Here is a 19982-nt window from a genome sequence, read left to right on the forward strand (position 1 = left end):
AGAATGATTCACTTTATTATTGATCTTTGTCTCTGGCGGGGTAATATGCCTTCCGCTTGATAATAATTCTCAATAAGGACTTTGCAGTGGCGCACAACAACACCCCCTCCCTGATAGCCCTCGCCGTGGCGGCCGGGCTGATCTCCCCCGCTTTCGCCGCAGACAAGAAAGCCGATGAAGTCATGGTCGTCAGCGGCTCACGGATGGAACAGAAGCTGGAAGATGTTTCTGGTCCCATCGCCGTCATTACCTCGGAGCAGATTGAAGAGCAGGTCGTCAGCAACGTCGCCGATCTGTTCCGCTATGAGCCCGGGGTGAGCGTGCAGGGAGGCGCAGGAGATGCCCAGACCTTCACCATTCGCGGCATGAGCGAAAACCGGGTCAAGGTGGTGCAGGACGGTGTGCGCCAGAACGATGCCTACAAGAACGGCGGCGTGGGTCAGACCTACTTCGACACCGATATGATCAAGCAGGTGGAAGTGGCCAAAGGGCCGGCCTCCGCCGCTTACGGTTCCGATGCTCTGGGAGGCGTCATTGCCATCACCACCAAGGATGCTGGCGACTTCCTCAAGGGCCGCGACAGCTATCTGGATGCGACCACGGGTTATGCCTCCAGCAGCCATCAGAGAATGGCCGGCATCACGGGGGCGCTGCGCACCGGGGATGTCGAGAACCTGCTGCGCTACACCTGGCGCGATGGCGGTGTCACCCAGAATTATGACGGCGACAAGAACGAGTTCGACATCGTCAGCCAGGCCGTGCTGTTCAAGAGCAAGTGGAATCTCTCCGATGAGCAGTTCCTGAAACTGACGGTGGATTACTTCACCGAGGGGCAGGATCCGGATGCCATCGATCTGACCAAGGCGGGCTCCGTCTTCAACCAGCCCATTACCGACAAGGAGACCGACAACCTCTCCCTGGTACTGGATCATGGCCTCGCCCTGAACGCCCCCTGGGCGGATCGCGTGGACAGCAAGATCTACTACAGCCGCGCCAAGCAGACCCTGGATCAGTACGCTTCGTCCAAGTATCCGGTCATGCCGGGCAACCCCTATGTGACCAAGAACTCCCTGGATCACAACGGTTTCGAGCAGGAGAGCCTGGGCGCCCAGGTGAAGTTCAACAAGGCGCTCGCCAGCCAGCGTCTGGCCTGGGGCCTGGAATACGAGCACACCGACAACGAGCGCACCCGCTTCAAGGGGCCGACCGTTCCGGGTGACTTCGTCGGCTACAACGAGCTGAGCTTCCCCTCCACCACCAGCGAGCGCAGTGCGCTCTGGGCCTTTGACGAGATCAAGTTCGGCGAGCGTTGGGTGCTGACCCCGGGCGTGCGTTACGACTACTACAAGATGACCCCGGACGAGGATCCCGCCTACACGGGCGAGAACATGAAGAAGATCTCCGAAGGGGAGTTCTCTCCCAAGCTGGGGCTGGTGTTCAAGGCGCACGAGGCGGCGAACCTGTTCGCCCAGTACAGCCACGGCTTCAAGGCGCCCATGTATGACAACGCCTTCTCCACCCTGAACCACCAGGCGTATGGCTATCGCATCGAGCCCAACCCGAACCTCAAGCCAGAGAGCAGCGACGGCATCGATCTGGGGGTGCGCGGCAGCCGTGGCGGGTTCAGCTATGAAGTGGCCACCTTCTACAACAAGTTCGACGACTTCATCGAACTGACGGCCGTGGGCACCGAAGGCCGTACCGCCCTCTATCAGTACCAGAACCTGGACAAGGCGACCACCAAGGGGGCCGAGGCCAAGGCGGACTACTGGTTGAACGAGCTGGTCAACGTCTGGGGCAACCTGGCCTACATCGAGGGCAAGGATGGCGAGGGCAACTACATCAACAGCCTGAGCCCCCTGAACGGCAGCGTCGGAGTGCGTCTGGAGCAGCCGAACTGGAACATCAACACCGCATTGCGCTTTGCCGACGACATGGACAAGGTGGGCAAGGATGCGCGAGGCAACGACAACATCAAGAGCGCAGGCTGGGGCGTGGTGGATCTCTATGCCCAGTTCAAGCCGGTGCAGGACCTGCAGCTCAACGTGGGGGTGTTCAACCTGTTTGACAAGGAGTACGTGAGCTACGAGAGCATCACCGGCCTTGCCGCCACCGCAGATACCAGCAAGCAGACCGAGCCTGGCCGCAACCTCAGTGCACGGGTCAAGTACGTGTTCTGATGGTCGTGGACCAGCATGAAGGAAAAGGGGCCCTCAGGCCCCTTTTGTCATGAAGGTCGGCGTCTGCAAAAAAGAAACCCGCCAGGGGCGGGTGGAAGGATTGCAACACTCATCAGGAAGCGGTGTTACCCAATAGACAGGGGGATGTGACAAAGGTTCAACTTTATTGATATTTATGGTTTTTATCTGTCATGCCGCCTGGGGATCCCCGCCCCGAAATCGGTTATCATTTGTGCCCCTTGTCATGCAGCCCGAGCCTCTATGCCCGCGTTCTCCTGGTTAGCCCTGTTTTTTGGTGCCTTCTACTTCGTTTATGGCGCCTACCTGCCGTTCTGGTCGCTCTGGCTGGAAGGCATCGGGGTGAGTACTGAACAGATAGGGCTATTGCTAGGGGTGGGCATGGCCATCCGCTTTGCCGGCAACCTGATGGTGATGGGGCGAGTCAAGGGAGCCGGCCAGTTGCTGCCCGTCACCCGGCTGCTCTGTCTGCTGAGTCTGCTGGCCTTCCTCGGTTTCTATCTGGGCCACAGCCTCTGGTGGCTGGTGGTGCTGACCCTGGCGGCCAACTTCATCTACCCGACCCTGATGCCCATGGGAGAGGCGCTTGCCACCCGTATGGTGGTGCAGACCCACCTCGACTACGGCAAGGTGCGGCTGTGCGGCTCCTTTGCCTTTATCGTCGCCTCCACCCTGGTGGGGGCCCTGGTGGGCAACTTTGGCAGCGACTGGGTGCTGCACACCATGGTGGCCGGGCTGCTGATCATGCTGGGGCTCAGCCTGCTGCCGCTGCGACCCGCCCCCCGGGAGCTGCAAGGGGAGCGGGCCAAGGCCTCGCTGCTCGTCACGCTCAGGTCGGCCCCGGTGCGCAGCTTCCTGCTCATCACCGCCCTGCTGCAGGGGAGCCACGCGGCCTACTACGGTTTCAGCGCCATCTACTGGAAGAGCGCCGGCTACAGCGGCACCCTGATCGGGTATCTCTGGGCTCTGGGAGTGGTGGCGGAGATCGCCATGTTCGCCGCGGACAAGCGCTTCCTCCAGCGCTTCGGCGCCCAGACGCTGTTTCTGGTGGGGGCCCTTGGCTGCGTGGTGCGCTGGGTGCTGCTCGGCAGTTCTACCGACCTGGCGGTGCTGGTGCTCGGCCAGCTGCTGCACGGGGTCACCTTCTGCGTCAGCCACCTCGGCGCCATCCGCTTCATGACCCGCCAGTTGCCCGCGGAGCAGCAGATCCCCACCCAGGCGCTCTATGCGGCCCTGGGCCTTGGCATGACGGTGGCGGCCCTGATGGCGATCTGCGGCGTGCTGTTCGAGCCGCTGGGGGGCGGCATCTTCTTTATCATGGTGCTGGTAGTGCTGCCGGTCTTCGTGTTGCGGCTGCGTGAAGAGAGCCCTGAACAGGGCCGATGACACAGGTCTGCCGGTCTCTGGCGCGGCAGGCCTCCGACTTATCTGGAAAAGGGAAGTAGAGAGATGCACCAAGGATGGCTGCTGATCGGGTTGTCGCTCGCCTATCTGGGCTTGCTGTTCCTCATCGCCTATGTGGCGGACAAGAACAAGCGCCGTCGCCCCAAGGGGCAGCCTCTGCTCTACAGCCTGTCGCTGGCGGTCTATTGCACCTCCTGGACCTTCTTCGGCACCGTGGGCCAGGCCAGCGAATCCCCCTGGTCGCCGGTGCCCATCTACCTGGGCCCCATGCTGGTGTTCCTGTTTGGCTGGCGCCTGCTGGCCCGCCTCATCCTGGTGGCCAAGCGCGAGCACATCACCTCCATCGCCGATTTCATTGCCGCCCGTTATGGCAAGTCCCAGCGCCTGGCCATGGTGATCAGCCTCATCGCCGTCATGGGGATACTTCCCTATCTGGTGCTGCAGCTCAAGGCGATCGTCACCGGGCTCGATCTGCTGATGGCCAACAGCACGGGGGTCAGCCCCACCAGCAACATGGCGGAGCTGGCGCTGGGGGTCACCCTGCTGCTGGCCCTGTTCAGCATTCTGTTCGGCACCCGCAACCTGGATGCCACCGAGCACCACAGGGGCATGGTGGTGGCCATCGCCTTCGAGTCCGTGGTCAAGCTGCTCGCCTTCATGGCGGTGGGGGGCTTTGCGCTCTGGCTCATCATCGCCAGACCGAGCGAGGCGCGTACCCTGGTGGCGGGCGACTTCCTCGATGCGGTGGTGGCGGTGACGCCGGGCGGCCTGCTGGAGCTCGCCATCTACACCCTGATCGCCATGTGCGCCGTCATCTGCCTGCCGCGCCAGTTTCACGTGACCGTGGTGGAGAACAACCAGGGGCAGGATCTGCACTGGGCCCGCTGGATCTTCCCCCTCTATCTCTTCCTGATGGGGCTCTTCATCTGGCCTCTGGCGCTGGCAGGCAAGCAGTGGGTCGGGGCAGACATGGCCTCGGATACCTATGTGATAAGCCTCCCCATGTCCCTCGGATTCGACGGCATGGCGATGCTGGCATTTCTCGGCGGCACCTCGGCGGCCACCGGCATGGTGATCGTCTGCACCATCGCCCTGGCCATCATGGTGAGCAACGATCTGGTGTTGCCGGTCCTGCTGCGCCGGGTCTGGCAACAGGGGCGGGATGAGCGCCTGATGCGGTTGCTGCTGCAGGTGCGTCGGGGTGCCATCTTGCTGATTTTGCTGGCGGCCTGGGCGCTCTATCTCTGGCTCGGGGATCTCACCAGTCTGTCGCGCATCGGCTATCTCTCGTTCGGGGCCGTGGCCCAGTTCGCACCGGCCCTGCTGCTCGGCCTGTACTGGCGTCATGGCAATCGCAAGGGCGTCTATCTCGGGCTCGCCCTCGGGGTCAGCCTCTGGTTCGTGACCCTGCTGGCGGAGAGCGGACTGCTGGCTGGCTCCCCTCTCGAAGCCCTGCTGGCGCCCCCAGACTGGCCGGCGGTGCGGGATCTGAGCCTGGGGGCCTGGTGCCTCTTCCTGAGTCTTCTGCTCAACCTCGCCGGCTATGTGGCGGGCTCCCTGCTGTCACGGGCGGCGGTGAGCGAGCGGCTGCAGGCAGCCAACTTCGTCGGCAAGACGAGCCGGGATACCTCGGCGCTTTATCATGCGCGGGTCTCGGTGAAGGAGCTGGAGATGCTGGCGGCCCGCTTCGTCGGTTCCAGCCGCGTCAAGCGGGCCTTCGGCCGCTTCGCGGGCGAACGGGGAGGCACCCTGGCGCCCCAGATGCAGGCCTCCGCCGAGCTCATCGCCCACACGGAGCGACTGCTGGCCGGGGTATTCGGTACCTCGTCCGCCCGCCTGGTGCTAGCCTCTGCCCTGCAGGGACGCAACATGCAGCTCGAGGAGATCGCGACCATAGTGGACGAGGCCTCCGACATGTTCCGCTTCAACCGCGGCCTGTTGCAGGGGGCAATCGAACACATGGGGCAGGGGATCTCCGTGGTGGACAGGGAGCTCAGGCTGGTGGCCTGGAACCGACGCTACATCGAGCTATTCTCCTATCCCCCCGGTCTCATTCAGGTGGGCCGTTCCATCGAGGAGATCATCCGCTACAACGCTGGACAGGGGTTGTGCGGCCAGGGAGACATCGAGGCCCAGGTAGCGCGGCGGGTTGCCTTCATGAAGCGTGGCAGCCCCCATGTCTCGGCGCGGGAGCGTCCCGATGGCCGGGTCATCGAGATGCAGGGCAACCCCATGCCTGCGGGGGGCTTTGTCATGACCTTCACCGACATCACCCCGTTCAGGGCGGCGGAGCGGGTGCTGCGGGAAGCGAACGAGCACCTGGAGGCGCGGGTGGCCGAGCGCACCCACGAGCTCTCCGAACTCAACCGCCAACTGCTGCTGGTAAACCAGCAGGTGGAGCGGGCCAACCAGTCCAAGAGCCGGTTCCTTGCGGCGGTGAGCCACGACCTGACCCAGCCGCTGAACGCGGCCAAGCTCTTTACCTCCTCCTTGCTGGAGATGCTGCCCCCGGAGGACGAACCGGCTCGCATCGCTCGCCACATCGACGACGCCCTGGGGGCGACCGAGGATCTCATCACGGATCTGCTGGACATCTCGCGCCTCGAGGCGGGCAAGTTCAAGGCGAAGAAGCTCGATTTCGCCCTGAGCGATGTGCTGGACAATCTCAAGGCGGAATTCGGCGTGCTGGCCCAGGCCGGTGGGATCCAGTTCTCCGTGGTGGAGAGCCGCCTTGCGGTCTACAGCGATGTGCGCTTGCTGCGGCGGGTGTTGCAGAACTTCCTCACCAACGCATTTCGCTACAACCCCGGCGGTCGGGTGCTGCTCGGCTGTCGCCGCATGGGGGAGAAGGTGCGCATCGAGGTGTGGGATAACGGCCCCGGCATCCCGGAGGGCAAGCAGGAGGCGATCTTCGACGAGTTTTCCCGCCTCGATCACTCCCGCACCGCCAGGGAGCAGGGGCTTGGCCTCGGGCTCGCCATTGCCCGCGGCATCTCGCTGGTGCTGGGTCATCAGCTCTCCCTGCGCAGCTGGCCCGGAGCGGGGTCCGTTTTTGCCATCACCCTGAACCTCGCGACCCGGCCCGTCATCCCCAGCCAGGTGACGACCCCGGCCCTGCGGGACAGCCAGCTGGAAGGGGTCAGGATCCTCTGCATCGACAACGAGGAGGATATCCTCATCGCCATGGCCTCGCTGCTGGGACGCTGGGGCTGCGAGGTGCGCTGTGCCCAGAGCCAGGAGCAGGCGGAAGAGATCATCGGCGGCGGCTTCCTGCCTGCGCTGGTGCTGTCGGATTATCACCTGGATGACGGCAAGACCGGGTTGCAGGCGCTGCACATGATCAGGCTGGCCCACGGCAACGGTATCGGCGGCATCATCATCAGTGCGGATCGCAAGAGCGAGTTGCAGGCACAGATCCGTGAGCACGGCTTTGGCTACGTGAGCAAACCGGTCAAACCTCTCAAGCTGCGCGCCCTGATGAACAGCCTGCTGATGCCGGTTCAGTGACTGGTCTCACAGAATCGAGCATTGGCTGAACATTTTTTTGATGCCATCCAGGCGCCATGATCGACGATGATGATGCCTATTTCGTCGCCATTTTCCGGATTTGGTGATAATTGAGTCTTGTTGGGTGTCACTTTTGGCAGGTGGCACCCGGGCGACTCTCCTCTATAGTCATTCGGCGATTATTTTTGTCGCAAATCAAGTTGTGCAAAAAGGCAAACCGGATGAAAGTCCGGGACGCAAAGCTTCCGGTCTAAGGGTCTGCGTACCTAGGATAGCGGGGCCACCACAGGTTGTATCGTCCATGGGCCAAGCCATGGTTGCGATGTTGTCTGCGTTACCTGGCAGGTTGCGTTGCCTTTTTCGTTGTTAATTCCAATAACGAAATAAGGAAGTTCAAATATGTTAAGTCCAAAACTTTCCCTGCTGGCGCTTCTGGTCGGGGGGCTTTGCACTACCTCCGCCTTCGCCGCTGCCCCGGGCAAACCCACCATTGGCTCCGGCCCCACCAAGTTTGCCATCGTTGAAGTCAATCAGGCCGCTTCGGCCTACAACCAGCTGGTGACCGTCCACAAGGATGGCGCTCCCGTCAGCGTGACCTGGAACCTCTGGTCCGGTGACGTCGGACAGACCGCCAAGGTACTGCTCGACGGCAAGGAGGTGTGGTCAGGCCCGGCCTCCGCCGCGGGTACCGCCAACTTCAAGGTCACCAAGGGGGGGCGTTACCAGATGCAGGTGGCCCTGTGCAACGCCGATGGCTGCACCCTCTCCGACAAGAAGGAGCTGATGGTCGCCGATACCGACGGCAGCCACCTGGCGCCGCTCAATGCGCCCCTCAAGGAGAACAACAAGCCCTACGCCAACAAGTCCGGCAAGGTGGTGGGGGCCTACTACGTGGAGTGGGGGGTCTATGGTCGCAAGTTCACCGTGGACAAGATCCCGGCCCAGAACCTGACCCATATCCTCTACGGCTTCACCCCCATCTGCGGTGGCAACGGCATCAACGACAGCCTCAAAGAGATCTCCGGCAGCTTCGAGGCGTTGCAGCGCTCCTGTGCGGGCCGCGAAGACTTCAAGGTCTCCATCCATGATCCCTGGGCGGCGATCCAGATGTCCCAAGGCAACCTCAGCGCCTGGGATGAGCCCTACAAGGGCAACTTCGGCAACCTGATGGCTCTCAAACAGGCCCACCCGGACCTTAAGATCCTGCCGTCTGTCGGCGGATGGACCCTCTCCGATCCCTTCTATTTCCTGGGTGACAAGACCAAGCGCGATACCTTCGTCGCCTCGGTCAAAGAGTTCCTGCAGACCTGGAAATTCTTCGACGGCGTGGACATCGACTGGGAGTTCCCGGGCGGACAGGGGGCCAACCCCAGCCTGGGCGGCCCGAATGACGGTGCCACCTATGTGGTGCTGATGAAGGAGTTGCGAGCCATGCTCGATGAACTGGAAGCCGAGACCGGCCGCCAGTATGAGCTGACCTCGGCCATCAGCGCCGGCGGTGACAAGATTGCCAAGGTGGATTATCAGGCGGCCCAGCAGTACATGGACCACATCTTCCTGATGAGCTACGACTTCAGCAGCGCCTTCGACCTGACGAATCTGGCCCACCAGACCAACCTCTTTGCCTCCAGCTGGGATCCGGCCACCAAGTACACCACCGACAAGGGCGTCAAGGCGCTGCTGGGTCAGGGGGTGACACCGGGCAAGATTGTGGTGGGGGCGGCCATGTATGGCCGTGGCTGGACCGGAGTGAAGAACTACCAGGCCGGCAACCCCTTCACCGGCACCGCTACCGGACCGGTGAGCGGTACCTGGGAAAATGGCGTAGTGGATTACCGCGACATCGTCAACAACCGCATGGGCGCAGGCTGGGAGCAGGGCTATGACGAGTCGGCCGAGGCCCCCTATGTCTTCAAGGCCAGCAGTGGCGACCTCATTACCTTCGACAACGACCGCTCGGTCAAGGCCAAGGGGCAGTACGTGCTGGCGAACCAGCTCGGCGGTCTGTTCGCCTGGGAAATTGATGCGGACAACGGCGACATCCTCAACGCCATGCACGAGGGGCTGGGCCACGGCGAGGGTACGCTGCCGCCGGTCAACAAGCCGCCGGTTGCCAATGCCGGCAGCGATCTGAGTGCCACCGGCCCGGCCGAGGTGACCCTCAACGGCAGTGCCTCCCACGATCCGGAAAACGGGGCGCTGACCTACAGCTGGAAACAGGTCTCCGGACCCCAGGCCAGCCTGCTGGATGCCACCCAGGCCAAGGCCCGTGTGGTACTGGATGCCGTCAGCAGCGACATCAATCTGGTGTTCGAGCTGACCGTGACCGACGATCAGGGGCTCTCGGCCAAGGATCAGGTGGTGGTCACCAACAAGGCGCCGCAGCCGAACCTGCCCCCCGTGGTCAGCGTACCGGCCAGTGCGACCGTCGAGGCCGGCAAGCAGGTGAGCATCAAGGCCACCGCTTCCGATCCCAATGGTGATGCCCTGAGCTATCAGTGGACAGTGCCGGCCGGGCTCAGCGCCACCGGTCTGGACAGCGCGACCCTGGTGGTAACGGGTTCGAACGTGACCAGTGATACGGCCTACGATCTGACCCTGGTGGTCACCGACGGGGCGCTGGATGCCACAGCCGTTACCCGCCTGACCGTCAAGCCGGCCAGTACAGGTGGTGGCTGCGAGGCCAGCGATCCGGATGCGGCCAACCATCCGGCCTGGAGTGCAGGTACCGTCTACAACACCAATGACAAGGTGAGCCACAAGCAACTGGTGTGGCAGGCCAAGTATTGGACCCAGGGCAACGAGCCGAGCCGCACCGCCGATCAGTGGAAACTGGTGAGCCAGGTGCAACTGGGTTGGGATGCCGGAGTGGTCTACAACGGCGGTGATGTCACCAGCCACAACGGCCGCAAGTGGAAGGCCCAGTACTGGACCAAGGGCGATGAGCCCGGCAAGGCCGCCGTCTGGGTCGATCAGGGCGCGGCGAGCTGCAACTGATCTGCCGTGATGAAAAATGGGGCCGAGGGCCCCATTTTTGTCTTGCTGCGTGGTCGGGTGTCTCTTCCCTGTCAGAGGAAAGGCGCACTCGCTTTGTCAAAAAGGCCCGTCAGGGCCTTTTTTCATGGTTTGTCACCGGTTCACAGCGGTTTTTGCCACAGGCTGAGCAGCAGATCCTGCTCGAGGGCGTCGGGCCCCTGGTGGGTGAAGGCGTGGCGCTGCTCGCCGCTGGCACGCCAGCCGAGGCGACTGGTCTCCAGAATGTGCTCGCGCAGGCCCTGATCCAGCGCCGTACTGAACTGGGCGCGTTGCTGAGCAACACTGACAAGCCCGGTGAGGGCGGGCCAGCTCAGGGGATGTTCCATGCTCACCGGATTGAGGCTGACGCGCAATTGCCACTGATGGCGAGGGCCTGGCTGCACGTGGAGCAGATAGCCGCCCGACGCCAGCCAGCTGACCAGGAGTTCCGTCTTGACCTTGAGGTCGTTGACCAGCAGCACCTGGGCCGTGCCAGGCAGTAGCGGGGCGCGCACCGGGTCGGCGATGACGAACTGGCCTTCCGGTTGCGCCTTGTTGGCGGCGAAGATGGCATTCTTGGCCAGATCGAAACCGCCGACCTGCCAGCCGGGCAGCCGCTCAGCCAGGGCGCGGCAGTAGTACCCCTCGCCACAGCCGAGGTGGACAAGCTCGCGCTCGCCAAGAGGAGCGAGCAGGTTCGCCATGGCGTCTACCAGAGGCAGCTGGTGGCCTTGTTCCAGGAAGCGGCGCTTGGCGCGCAGCAGGGCCCGGCTGTCGCTGTCCTTGGGGTTCTTCTTGCCGGGGATGAGGTCCAGATAGCCTTCCGGTACGGGATCGAAGTGGTGCTTGTTGTCGCAATAGACCCCGCGGGAGGCGGCATGAAGGTGCAGGGGGCTGCGGCAAAGGGGGCATTGAAGGTGCATAGGAGTTCTCTTGGCGAAGGCCATGACGGCGGGGCGTTCGGGATTATAGGGGAGAGGATCGGAAAAGGCTGCCATGGGCAGCCTTTTTATCCAACGGCGCTGTGCGGGCGCCGTCGGCGGAACCCGGTCATCGGGTACCAAACACCACTATGGTCTTGCCGTGGGCGGAGATGAGCTCCTGCTCTTCCAGCATCTTGAGGATGCGGCCGACGGTTTCACGGGAGCAGCCGACGATCTGGCCGATCTCCTGGCGGGTGATCTTGATCTGCATGCCATCCGGGTGGGTCATGGCATCCGGCTGTTTGGCCAGGTTGAGCAGGGTCTGGGCAATGCGGCCGGTCACGTCCAGGAAGGCGAGGTTGCCGACCTTCTGGCTGGTGTGCTGCAGGCGCTTGGCCATTTGACCGGATAGACGCATCAGGATGTCCGGGTTGACCTGGATCAGCTGGCGGAACTTCTTGTAGGAGATCTCGGCGACTTCACAGGCGCCTTTGGCACGTACCCAGGCGGAACGCTCCGGATTCTCGTTCTCTTCGAACATCCCCATCTCGCCCAGGAAATCCCCCTGATTCAGGTAGGAGAGGATCATCTCCTTGCCTTCGTCATCCTTGATCAGGACGGCGACGGTGCCCTTGACGATGTAGTAGAGGGTTTCCGCTTTTTCACCGGCGTGGATCAGGGTGCTCTTGGCGGGATACTTATGAATGTGGCAATGCGACAAGAACCACTCAAGGGTGGGATCGCTTTGCGGTTTGCCAATGATCATGAGACTTCCTCTGTAGTGTCATTTTTATGGACTGTGCGTCCAGGCAAGTTGCCAAGCTTGCCATTCCTTACTCTTTGGTCGCAGTAGAATAAGAGCCTTTGCCTGTGCTGACAAGGCTTTGGGGTTTTGCCGTCCACCGGTGAGCCGCCATCTGCTGCGTCGTCCGGGGCATTCTAGGCAAGAAGAGGAGGTCGAATGTTGATTTCGATCTATTTCCCTTTGGGTCGTCGTCCGTTTCGCAGGAGAGGCTGCTGTCGCCACAAACGGGGCTTTATCGTCGGGAACGGGCAAGATCTTGGCGCATGTGCCACTCGACCCCGGCTTGAGGTATGCTATGGGCGTTAGAACCGTCGTCATTGAGAGGAAAGTGAGAGATGAAAGCCAAGGTCAGCTGGGTGGAAGGCATGAAGTTTGTGGGGGAGAGCGAGTCCGGTCATCAGGTGACCCTGGATGGCGCCAACCCGGGTGAAGGTGCCAGCCCGATGGAGATGATCCTGCTGGCTGTCGGCGGTTGCAGCTCCATCGATGTGGTCTCCATCCTGGAGAAGGCCCGTCAATCCGTGACCGCCTGCCATGTCGAACTGGAAGGGACCCGCGCCGATACCGTTCCCCGGGTATTTGAGCAGATCCACCTCAAGTTCGTGGTGACCGGCAAGGGGCTGGCGGAGAAGCAGGTCGCCCGTGCGGTGGATCTGTCCATGGAAAAATATTGTTCAGTTTCCCTGATGTTGGAAAAAGCGGTAGAAATTACCCATAGTTATCAAATTCTTGAGGGTTGACCGCTAAAGTTTGTCCCGTCGATAACGCCATGACATAAGGAAAGTGCGATGAAAAAAATGATGATGTTGCTTCCCCTGTTCGGTCTGGCCGCCTGCAGCATGCCGCAGCCGACCCAGTATCAATACAGCCAGTATCAGTGCGGGGAAGAGTTGCTGGCCATCACCTATGATGCCCAGGCCGACATGGTGCAGTTCCCTTATGCCGGTGTCTATCACAAGCTGGGGCGCATCGAGTCGCCCAAAGAGACTGCCAGCTATTCCGACGGGGTGACTACCTTCTCCCGTCAGGACAAGCAGGCCACCCTGGTCAAGAGCGGTGTGACCCAGCTGACCTGCGAGTTGAAGTGACCCTGATGCCGTCACGGCGTGCATGGAAAACGGCCTGCGTGAAGCAGGCCGTTTTTGTTGAAAGAGACATCAGTCTGACGGTAGCGAGCCCAGCAGCTGGGCGGCCAGTTGCTGGCTAAGCTGGCCACGGGCTTCCTCTGCGACAGGCACGTCGCTGGCGAGCTGGATGGCGCTGCTCCACACCGCTTTCTGGCTATGCCCGTCGAGCAGCACGACGGCCAGGGTCCCCTTGCGGGCATTGGCGGCGGCGTTCAGGCCCGGTGTCATGCCGAGGCGGGAGAAGATCTCGCCATCGCTCATGTCCTGGCTGCCAGCTACCCCGATGGCGACCCAGACGTCGGCCTCATCCAGGGGAACGCTGCGCCAGCCTTTGCCGTCCAGTTGCCGGATGACGGCCTGCTGTACCGGTTCGAGCCAGGGCGCGGCGCTGTTGCCCGCATACTGGAATTGTTCGGCCAGCGCATAGCGTGGTGTCGCCCCGTAGGTCCAATGCTCCGCCGGGCGAACCACCATGGTGCCCGTTTCGACCGTGGGTGCGGCGGGGCCGGAGCTGCAACCGCCCAGCAGGGTTGCCAGCGTGAATGAGAGAAGTGCAGCGCGCATCGTTAAGCTCCTTGGCTCAGGTGATCTTGCCTGTTTCGATCAGTTGCTGGATCAGGGGGCGCAGGATCAGTTCCATTGCGAAGCCCATCTTGCCACCCGGCACGACGATGGTGTTCATCCTGGACATGAAGGCGCCGTCTATCATCGACAGCAGGTAGGGGAAGTCCACCTGCTTGATGCCCCGAAACCTGATCACCAGCATACTCTCGTCCAGGCTGGGTATCACCTTGGCGCTGAAAGGGTTGGAAGTATCGACGGTCGGCACCCGCTGGAAGTTGATGTGGGTGCGGGAGAACTGCGGCGTGATGAAGTTGATGTAGTCGTCCATGGAACGCACGATGGAGTCGGTCACCGCCTCGCGGGAGTGGCCGCGTTCCGAGGTGTCGCGAATGAGCTTCTGGATCCACTCCAGGTTGACGATGGGCACCACGCCGATGAGAAAGTCCACGTGCCGCGCCACGTTGTGCTCCCCCGTGACCACGCCGCCATGCAGTCCTTCGTAGAACAGCAGATCCGTCTCGCCGGGCAGATCCTGCCAGGGGGTGAAGGTGCCAGGCATCTGGTTGAAAGGCACCGCCTCGTCGAAGCTGTGCAGATAGCGCCGATACTGGCCGGTGCCGCTCTGGCCATACTCCTGGAAAAAGGACTCCAGCAGACCGAAGTCGTTGGCCTCCGGGCCGAAGTAGCTGATATGCCGCCCCTGCTCCCGGGCCTTGCGGATCGCCACGTCCATCTCGGGCCTGGTGTAGCGGTGAAAACTGTCCCCCTCGACCACGGCCGCCTTGTATCCAAGCTGGTGGAACATGGAGCGGAAGGCGTTGGTGGAGGTGGAAGTACCGGCACCGGACGAACCGGTGACCGCGATGATGGGATGCTTGGCCGACATAGAATTCTCTCTTCCTTGGGAGTTCCGTTATAAGGGGTGGCCCAAAGTGCGGTCAAGTGCGCCGTCATCCTCCCGCTGCCCCCACGCTTCCCGACAATAGCGGTGAACGAGGGCTGCCCTGTGCGCTGGGGACGCCGGAATAGGCGCTGCTGGGTGGCGAGCTGGCCATGCGGCCTGATGGTGCGAGTTGGATAGGGGGAGGGCGGGGTGAGCCGCCCGATAAGCCGTGACCGCGTTACGCTTGGGGGAAGTCGTCAGTGGGTGACTTGCTTAAATGAGTCTTTGGGACGACATTGACACTTTCGTGCAGCTCGCTATAGACAAGCACGGCGCTACCTTGTAGCAATTGTTGCCTGACTGCTTCGACCTTGTCGGTCAGGCTGACATCCTGTTCACCGTATTCGGTGCCTTCTTGCAGCACAAAGTGTTCGAGCAGGTTGGTGAGGGTGTCCGGCTCCAGTTCTTGCCAGGGGATAATCATGATTTCATCTTCACTCAGTGGGTTGCGGATATTGTCGGTGTCTGGTCGGCAAGCGCAAGGGATTTGTCTCGTTTTGGACGAGGGGTGCCATGCAATCCATTGACGCACGCCGACCCTCCAGTCAATTCGAACAGCACCTGTTCGATGCCCGCCGCCGCGCCCTGAGCGCCGGTTTGCGCTGGTACTGGGTCATCAATCTCATCGCCCTCGTATTTCTGCTGACCCGCTTTTACATCTATCGGGATGCACACCTGGTACTGGTCGACAACCTGCCCTGGTCTTACAAATGGCAGCTGATCACCATGATAGGAGTCGGCCTGTTGCTGCCGTTCGGGTGGGGCTGGCTCTCCCGTCAACCCCATGTCATCTGGCAGGGCTCCCTGTACGTCTGCGTCCTTTCCTGGGGATTGGCCTGGGCCATGGTGGGTTACACCATCTCGATCGTCGACTTGAAGGGGGGCTTCAGCTTCATTTTCAACATGGTCAGCCTGCTGCTGACCGGTCTCGTCGCCGCGTATTGCGATGTGCGGCTGTTTTACGCCCTGGTGTCGGTCCCCCTGCTGTTCTTGCTGATGAGAGCCTCCTGGAGCCCTGATCCTTTTGTTCTGGTCAACACCATTGTGGTCGGGGTCTTGCTGGTGGTGCTGGAGACGGGGCGGCGCATGCTCAACGGCTGGTTCGAGCTTGCGGTGTCAAGGGAGCACGACAACCTGATGCTGGCAAACAAGATGAATGCCATGGCTCACCGGGATCCCCTTACCGGCATTGCCAACCGTCGCCACTTCGATCAGGCGTGCAAGCGTGCCATTGCGCAAGGCACGACCCTGGATGTGCCGCTCACCGTAATCCTGCTCGATGTGGATTTCTTCAAGCGCTACAACGATCGCTATGGTCATCAGGCGGGGGATGAGTGCCTGATCCTGGTGGCCGAGTGCCTGGAGGAGAGTGTGCGGGAACCCGGTGATCTGGTGGCGCGCTACGGGGGAGAGGAGTTCGTGGTGCTGCTGCAGGAGACGACGCTGGCCGGTGGCCAGGAGGTGGCGGAGCGCATTCGCACCACTCTGGCGGCCAGGGCTCTGCCCCATGAGGATTCCGACGTTTCCCCCCACCTCACCCTGAGCCAGGGGATAGCCCAGTGGCGAACCGGGGAGAGCCTCGTCATGCTGCTCGAGCGGGTCGATGGCGCCCTCTATCAGGCCAAGGAAGAGGGGCGCAACGGTTATCGGCTCGCACCTTGAGTCTGCTCCCGCAACCACTGGCTGATGCGCTCATCCAGCCAGAAGCGGGGGCGCCAGGGAGAGCCGTGCAGGAAGCCCACGTGGCCGCCCTGGCTGCTCAGCTCGTAGCGCACCAGAGGGGAGAGCTGCTCTGCCGCCGGAATGACGGCATCGGTCATGAAGGGATCGTCGGCGGCGTGAATGACGAGGGTCGGGATGGGAATGCGGGCCAGCAGGCTCAGGCCGGAGCAGGTCTGGTAGTAGTGATCGGCGCTCTCGAAACCATGGAGCGGTGCCGTCACCAGCTCGTCGAACTCCCTCAGTGTGGCAATGCGGGTGATCTGGGCCGGCTGCCAGCGCGCCCGTGCCGCGCTCTGGCGCCGGATCTTGCTTTGCAGGTTGGTTCGCATGGTGCGCAGCAGGTAGTTCTGATAGACCCGTGAGAAGCCCTGATTGACCCGATCGGCACAGCTTGCCAGTTGCAGCGGGGCCGACACTACCACCGCCGCTTTCAATTGTGCCGGGCAGGCCCGCGCCAGCAGATTGACCAGCATGTTGCCCCCCAGGGAATAGCCGATGGCGACCAGGGGCCGGCCTGGAAAACGCCGCCCCAGCTCGGCAATCACCGCCTGGGCGTCCTCAATGGCGCCTGAGTGATAGGCCTGCAGCAGCCGGTTAGGCTCGCCACTGCACCCCCGAAAGTGCATCAGCACCGCCTCGTTCCCTTGCCGCTGCAGGTGGGCAAAGAGTCCCTTGGCATAGTGGGAGTGAATGCTCCCCTCCAGTCCGTGGAACACCACCACCAGGGGGTGTTCATCCTGGCCGGGTTCGCCGCTCCAGGCCAGATCGACGAAATCGCCGTCCGGGAGTTCGAAGCGCTCCTGGATGAAGCGGGCAGGCGAGCGGCGCAGCCACTTGGGCAAAATGGTTTGCAGATGGGGGTTGCAGGCCCACCAGGGGGCGTGGAAGTGGCTTTCTGTCAACATGCAGCGACTCGGAAGAGCAAGGAGGAAAAGGGGGCGGCGAGCCCTTGGCTCGCCGCGACATCAGGCCAGCAGACGATCGTGGTGCTCGGCGCCGCGCAGCATGGCCTGGATCAGTTCGTTGGCTTCAAACTTGGTGAGCGCCTCGTGGGCGCCGACCTGATGGGCCCGCTCCACGCTGATCTCGCTGGAGAGGGAGGTGTGCAGGATGATGTAGGCTCCCGCCAGCTTGGCATCGCTCTGTACCTCGAAGGCCAGCTCGTAACCATCCAGCCCCGGCATCTCGATATCGCTCACCAGGATGTCGATCCGCGTGCCCTGGGAGACCCGTGTCTGCATCAGGGTGAGGGCGTCGCGTCCGTTGGTGCAGACCTCGTAGGGGATGTTGATGTAATCGAGCGCCGCCATGAGCTGGCGACGGGCGACGGAGGAGTCGTCCACCAGCAGGATCCGCATCGGCTTGAGCCGCTCGCGTTGCACGTCGGTCAGCACGGGGTAGAGATGGCTGGGATCGTCCGGATAGACCCGCGACAGGATGAGTTCCACATCCAGCAACTGGATCAACTGTTCTCCCACCCGGGTCACGCCGGTGACGAAGACGTTCTGTCCCAAGGAGGGAGGGGGCGGCTCGATGTCACGCCAGTTGCACTCGGTGATCTTGTCGATGCCCCGCACCAGAAAGCCCACCAGGGTGCGGCGGCAATCGGTGATGATGATGAAGCAGTGGGGCATCTCCTCCCGGCTGATGGGGCGATAGCCCACGGCCATTGCCATGTCGATCACCGGGATGGTGGTGCCGCGCATGCTGGCGGCCCCGAGCACGGTGGGATGGGATTGTGGCAGGGCGGTGAGCTGGGTGTAGGGCACGATCTCCTTCACCTTGAGGGTACCGATGGCGAAGGATTGTCTGGCAGAGAGGTGGAACAGCAACATGCCCTGGGATTGGTTGGCCTTGCTCGTCATGGCGGATGTCCTGTTGATCTAGTCGGTGACGGTCAATCGGGTGTTCAGCATAAAGGATGGTGACATGAATGACTCCTTTGTTGTTAGCGGCGGTGAGCCGCAAAACTGGATTTCTTTTGCCATCCTTTTATGCCTCTCTTATCGGGTCGCGGACGGCTGAGGGGAGAGGGGCGCCCCGAGCCATTGCAGATGAGCCTCGGCCAGCGCGCTTTCATCCCGATAACCCAGCCTGCTCACCACCTGTGAGGGTGTGCTGCCGCTTCGCAGCAGGCGAATCCCCTGCAACAGTTGCCACTGATCCTGCAGTGCCTGGGCGTCCGGGCCCTCGAGACCGCGAGTGCCCAGCAGGGTCTGCCAGGCAGCCACGCTATCCGGCTGCGCTCTGGCCAGGGCTTGCCAGGCATCTTGCAGTGCCTGATCCCCCAGTGACGAGATGGTGCAGCCATGCAACTCATCCCCCACCACTTGCAGTCGCTGCCCATAGGGGCCTTGCCAGTCTCGGGGGCGTGACCAGGCCGCCAGGCTGTCCAGCAGTGCGTCCATCAACGGGTTTGCCTGCAACCAGCCAGCCTGGGCGGGCTGGGGCACCCGCACGGAGCAGGCCAGCAGATCATGCTGGCAGCCAGCCAGAGGGGTGAAGGCGGCGAGGGCATCGGCACAGAGCCAGAAGTGGCTGCCAGGTGTCAGCAGCAGTTCATGGGCACCCAATTTCAGCAGCGCCGCCCCCTGGGTGACGCGCAGCAATTGGCCCATGGGGGAGCGCTTGCGGGGGCCGACCTGAAGGGTGGAAGTGGAAAAATGCTGATATTCGATGGCGTGATGCATGTAAAAACCCTGATATGATGCTGCCTGGAGGTAACAAAAATGGAAACCAGACGTAAAAAGCGCTTCATTGCCGGGGCGGTTTGCCCGGCGTGCGGCAAGATGGACACCATGATGCTGTATATGGAGCATGGAGTCGAGAAGGTGACCTGTGTCGAGTGCGGGGATACCCAGGTGCAGACCCAGGAGCAGGTGGACAAGGCGACGCGCGAGGCGGAGCAGGTGATAGGGGTGTTTCGTCCCGAGTGAGTGCCATGCCTCAAGGTGATGGTACGCCGGTCAGGCTGGTCGCTGTTGATGACTTTTTCATCACACTGAAGCCGGGCCAACCATATGCTTGTCTGCCTTTTTGAGGTATTCTGAGCCCGTTTTTTTCTATCCGCAGGATCCCTGACATGAAAGTAGCTCCCCTGAGCGTGGTTACGCTGGAATACACGGTCACCGACGAACACGGTGAAGTCATCGACACCACTGTCGGTAAAGAGCCGCTGGTGTATCTGCACGGTACCCGTTACCTGGTCTCCGGCCTCGAAGCCGAGCTGGAAGGTCGCAGCGTGGGCGAGGCGTTCGACGTCACCCTGACGCCGAACCAGGCCTATGGCGAGTACGACGAGAATCTGGTGCAGGAAGTGCCCGGCGAGCTGTTCGACGGTATGGAAGTGTCTGAAGGGGATACTTTTGTGGCCGAGACCGACGACGGCCACCGCCCGGTGACCGTCATCGAGGTGTCCGAGGAGTTCATCAAGGTGGACGGCAATCATCCCCTGGCTGGCGTGACCCTGGGCTTCAAGGTCGAGATCAAGGACGTACGTGCCGCGACCGCCGAAGAGCTGGCCCATGGTCATGTGCACGGCGCCGGTGGCTGCGGTCACGATCATGGTCATGACCATGATCACGGCCATGATCACGATCATGACCACGGTGGCTGCTGTGGCGGCCATGGTCACAACCATGCACACGATCACGGCGACGATCACGGTCACGGTGGTTGCTGCGGTGGTGGCGGTTGTGGTGGCAAGGGCCATCAGCACTGATCACGGCCTGGCCGATGATAAAAAACCCGCGCATGGCGCGGGTTTTTTATGGC

At 62.2% G+C, this 19982-nt stretch carries 17 protein-coding genes and 1 riboswitch; of the genes, 9 read left to right on the forward strand and 8 right to left on the reverse strand.

The genetic code is table 11. The features are described 5' to 3' along the window. The first annotated feature begins 86 nt into the window (after positions 1 to 86). The 4 genes from C3418_RS10065 (at position 87) to C3418_RS10080 (ending at position 10106) form a co-directional block, all read left to right on the forward strand. Positions 87 to 2180, forward strand: coding sequence for a TonB-dependent hemoglobin/transferrin/lactoferrin family receptor (locus tag C3418_RS10065; RefSeq protein WP_052815189.1), 2094 nt, complete (start codon positions 87 to 89; stop codon positions 2178 to 2180). A gap of 261 nt (positions 2181 to 2441) precedes the next feature. Then, complete coding sequence (locus tag C3418_RS10070; protein ID WP_103858422.1) at positions 2442 to 3584, forward strand: 3-phenylpropionate MFS transporter; 1143 nt, start codon at positions 2442 to 2444, stop codon at positions 3582 to 3584. Between the two features lie 63 nt (positions 3585 to 3647). Then, complete coding sequence (locus C3418_RS10075; protein ID WP_043152611.1) at positions 3648 to 7109, forward strand: PAS domain-containing hybrid sensor histidine kinase/response regulator; 3462 nt, start codon at positions 3648 to 3650, stop codon at positions 7107 to 7109. Positions 7110 to 7310: 201 nt separating this feature from the next. Continuing rightward, positions 7311 to 7397, forward strand: a riboswitch (cyclic di-GMP riboswitch). Positions 7398 to 7508: 111 nt separating this feature from the next. Continuing rightward, positions 7509 to 10106, forward strand: a complete 2598-nt coding sequence (locus C3418_RS10080) for a glycosyl hydrolase family 18 protein (protein ID WP_103858423.1) — start codon at positions 7509 to 7511, stop codon at positions 10104 to 10106. 140 nt (positions 10107 to 10246) lie between these two features. On the opposite strand, the gene C3418_RS10085 is transcribed toward C3418_RS10080, so the two are convergent. Next, positions 10247 to 11047, reverse strand: coding sequence for a putative RNA methyltransferase (locus C3418_RS10085; protein WP_103858424.1), 801 nt, complete (start codon positions 11045 to 11047; stop codon positions 10247 to 10249). Positions 11048 to 11174: 127 nt separating this feature from the next. After that, positions 11175 to 11813 (reverse strand): cAMP-activated global transcriptional regulator CRP, encoded by a 639-nt coding sequence (crp, locus tag C3418_RS10090; protein WP_010673237.1) that lies wholly within the window; start codon positions 11811 to 11813, stop codon positions 11175 to 11177. Between the two features lie 374 nt (positions 11814 to 12187). Here crp and C3418_RS10095 point away from each other — a divergent pair, with 374 nt between their 5' ends. Together C3418_RS10095 and C3418_RS10100 are read left to right on the forward strand one after the other, a co-directional pair. Next, the gene (locus tag C3418_RS10095; protein WP_010673238.1) at positions 12188 to 12592 is read left to right on the forward strand and encodes an OsmC family protein; all 405 of its coding nucleotides are present in this window, start codon (positions 12188 to 12190) and stop codon (positions 12590 to 12592) included. Positions 12593 to 12640: 48 nt separating this feature from the next. Next, positions 12641 to 12940, forward strand: a complete 300-nt coding sequence (locus C3418_RS10100) for a hypothetical protein (RefSeq protein ID WP_010673239.1) — start codon at positions 12641 to 12643, stop codon at positions 12938 to 12940. Positions 12941 to 13009: 69 nt separating this feature from the next. On the opposite strand, the gene C3418_RS10105 is transcribed toward C3418_RS10100, so the two are convergent. The 3 genes from C3418_RS10105 to C3418_RS10115 all read right to left on the reverse strand — a co-directional run bounded on the left by C3418_RS10105 (position 13010) and on the right by C3418_RS10115 (position 14910). Next, positions 13010 to 13543 (reverse strand): lipoprotein, encoded by a 534-nt coding sequence (locus C3418_RS10105; RefSeq protein WP_043152620.1) that lies wholly within the window; start codon positions 13541 to 13543, stop codon positions 13010 to 13012. A gap of 16 nt (positions 13544 to 13559) precedes the next feature. Beyond that, a complete protein-coding gene (locus C3418_RS10110) occupies positions 13560 to 14429 on the reverse strand; it encodes a phosphoribulokinase (protein WP_010673241.1) in 870 nt (289 codons plus the stop codon). Positions 14430 to 14664: 235 nt separating this feature from the next. Further along, on the reverse strand, positions 14665 to 14910 hold the full coding sequence (locus C3418_RS10115) for a YheU family protein (RefSeq protein ID WP_010673242.1): 246 nt from the start codon (positions 14908 to 14910) through the stop codon (positions 14665 to 14667). An 89-nt stretch (positions 14911 to 14999) separates the two neighbouring features. On the opposite strand from C3418_RS10115, the gene C3418_RS10120 reads away from it, so the two are divergent. Further along, positions 15000 to 16148 (forward strand): GGDEF domain-containing protein, encoded by a 1149-nt coding sequence (locus tag C3418_RS10120; RefSeq protein WP_043152622.1) that lies wholly within the window; start codon positions 15000 to 15002, stop codon positions 16146 to 16148. Here C3418_RS10120 and C3418_RS10125 read toward each other — a convergent pair. From C3418_RS10125 to C3418_RS10135, 3 genes are all read right to left on the reverse strand, one after another. Next, positions 16130 to 17113 (reverse strand): hydrolase, encoded by a 984-nt coding sequence (locus C3418_RS10125; protein ID WP_043152625.1) that lies wholly within the window; start codon positions 17111 to 17113, stop codon positions 16130 to 16132. The genes C3418_RS10120 and C3418_RS10125 overlap by 19 nt on opposite strands. A gap of 60 nt (positions 17114 to 17173) precedes the next feature. Continuing rightward, positions 17174 to 18073: a chemotaxis protein gene (locus C3418_RS10130; protein ID WP_043152627.1), complete on the reverse strand. Its 900-nt coding sequence runs from the start codon at positions 18071 to 18073 to the stop codon at positions 17174 to 17176. A 138-nt stretch (positions 18074 to 18211) separates the two neighbouring features. Continuing rightward, entirely contained in the window at positions 18212 to 18898 is a 687-nt protein-coding gene (locus C3418_RS10135) for a hypothetical protein (RefSeq protein ID WP_043152629.1), read from the reverse strand. Positions 18899 to 18937: 39 nt separating this feature from the next. Here C3418_RS10135 and C3418_RS10140 point away from each other — a divergent pair, with 39 nt between their 5' ends. Then, the gene (locus tag C3418_RS10140) at positions 18938 to 19144 is read left to right on the forward strand and encodes a YheV family putative zinc ribbon protein (RefSeq protein WP_010673247.1); all 207 of its coding nucleotides are present in this window, start codon (positions 18938 to 18940) and stop codon (positions 19142 to 19144) included. A 146-nt stretch (positions 19145 to 19290) separates the two neighbouring features. Continuing rightward, complete coding sequence (locus C3418_RS10145; protein WP_010673248.1) at positions 19291 to 19929, forward strand: peptidylprolyl isomerase; 639 nt, start codon at positions 19291 to 19293, stop codon at positions 19927 to 19929. The last annotated feature ends 53 nt before the right edge of the window (positions 19930 to 19982 follow it).

Origin of the sequence: Aeromonas sp. ASNIH8 (assembly GCF_002919855.1) — a bacterium.
Lineage (GTDB): Bacteria > Pseudomonadota > Gammaproteobacteria > Enterobacterales > Aeromonadaceae > Aeromonas > Aeromonas caviae.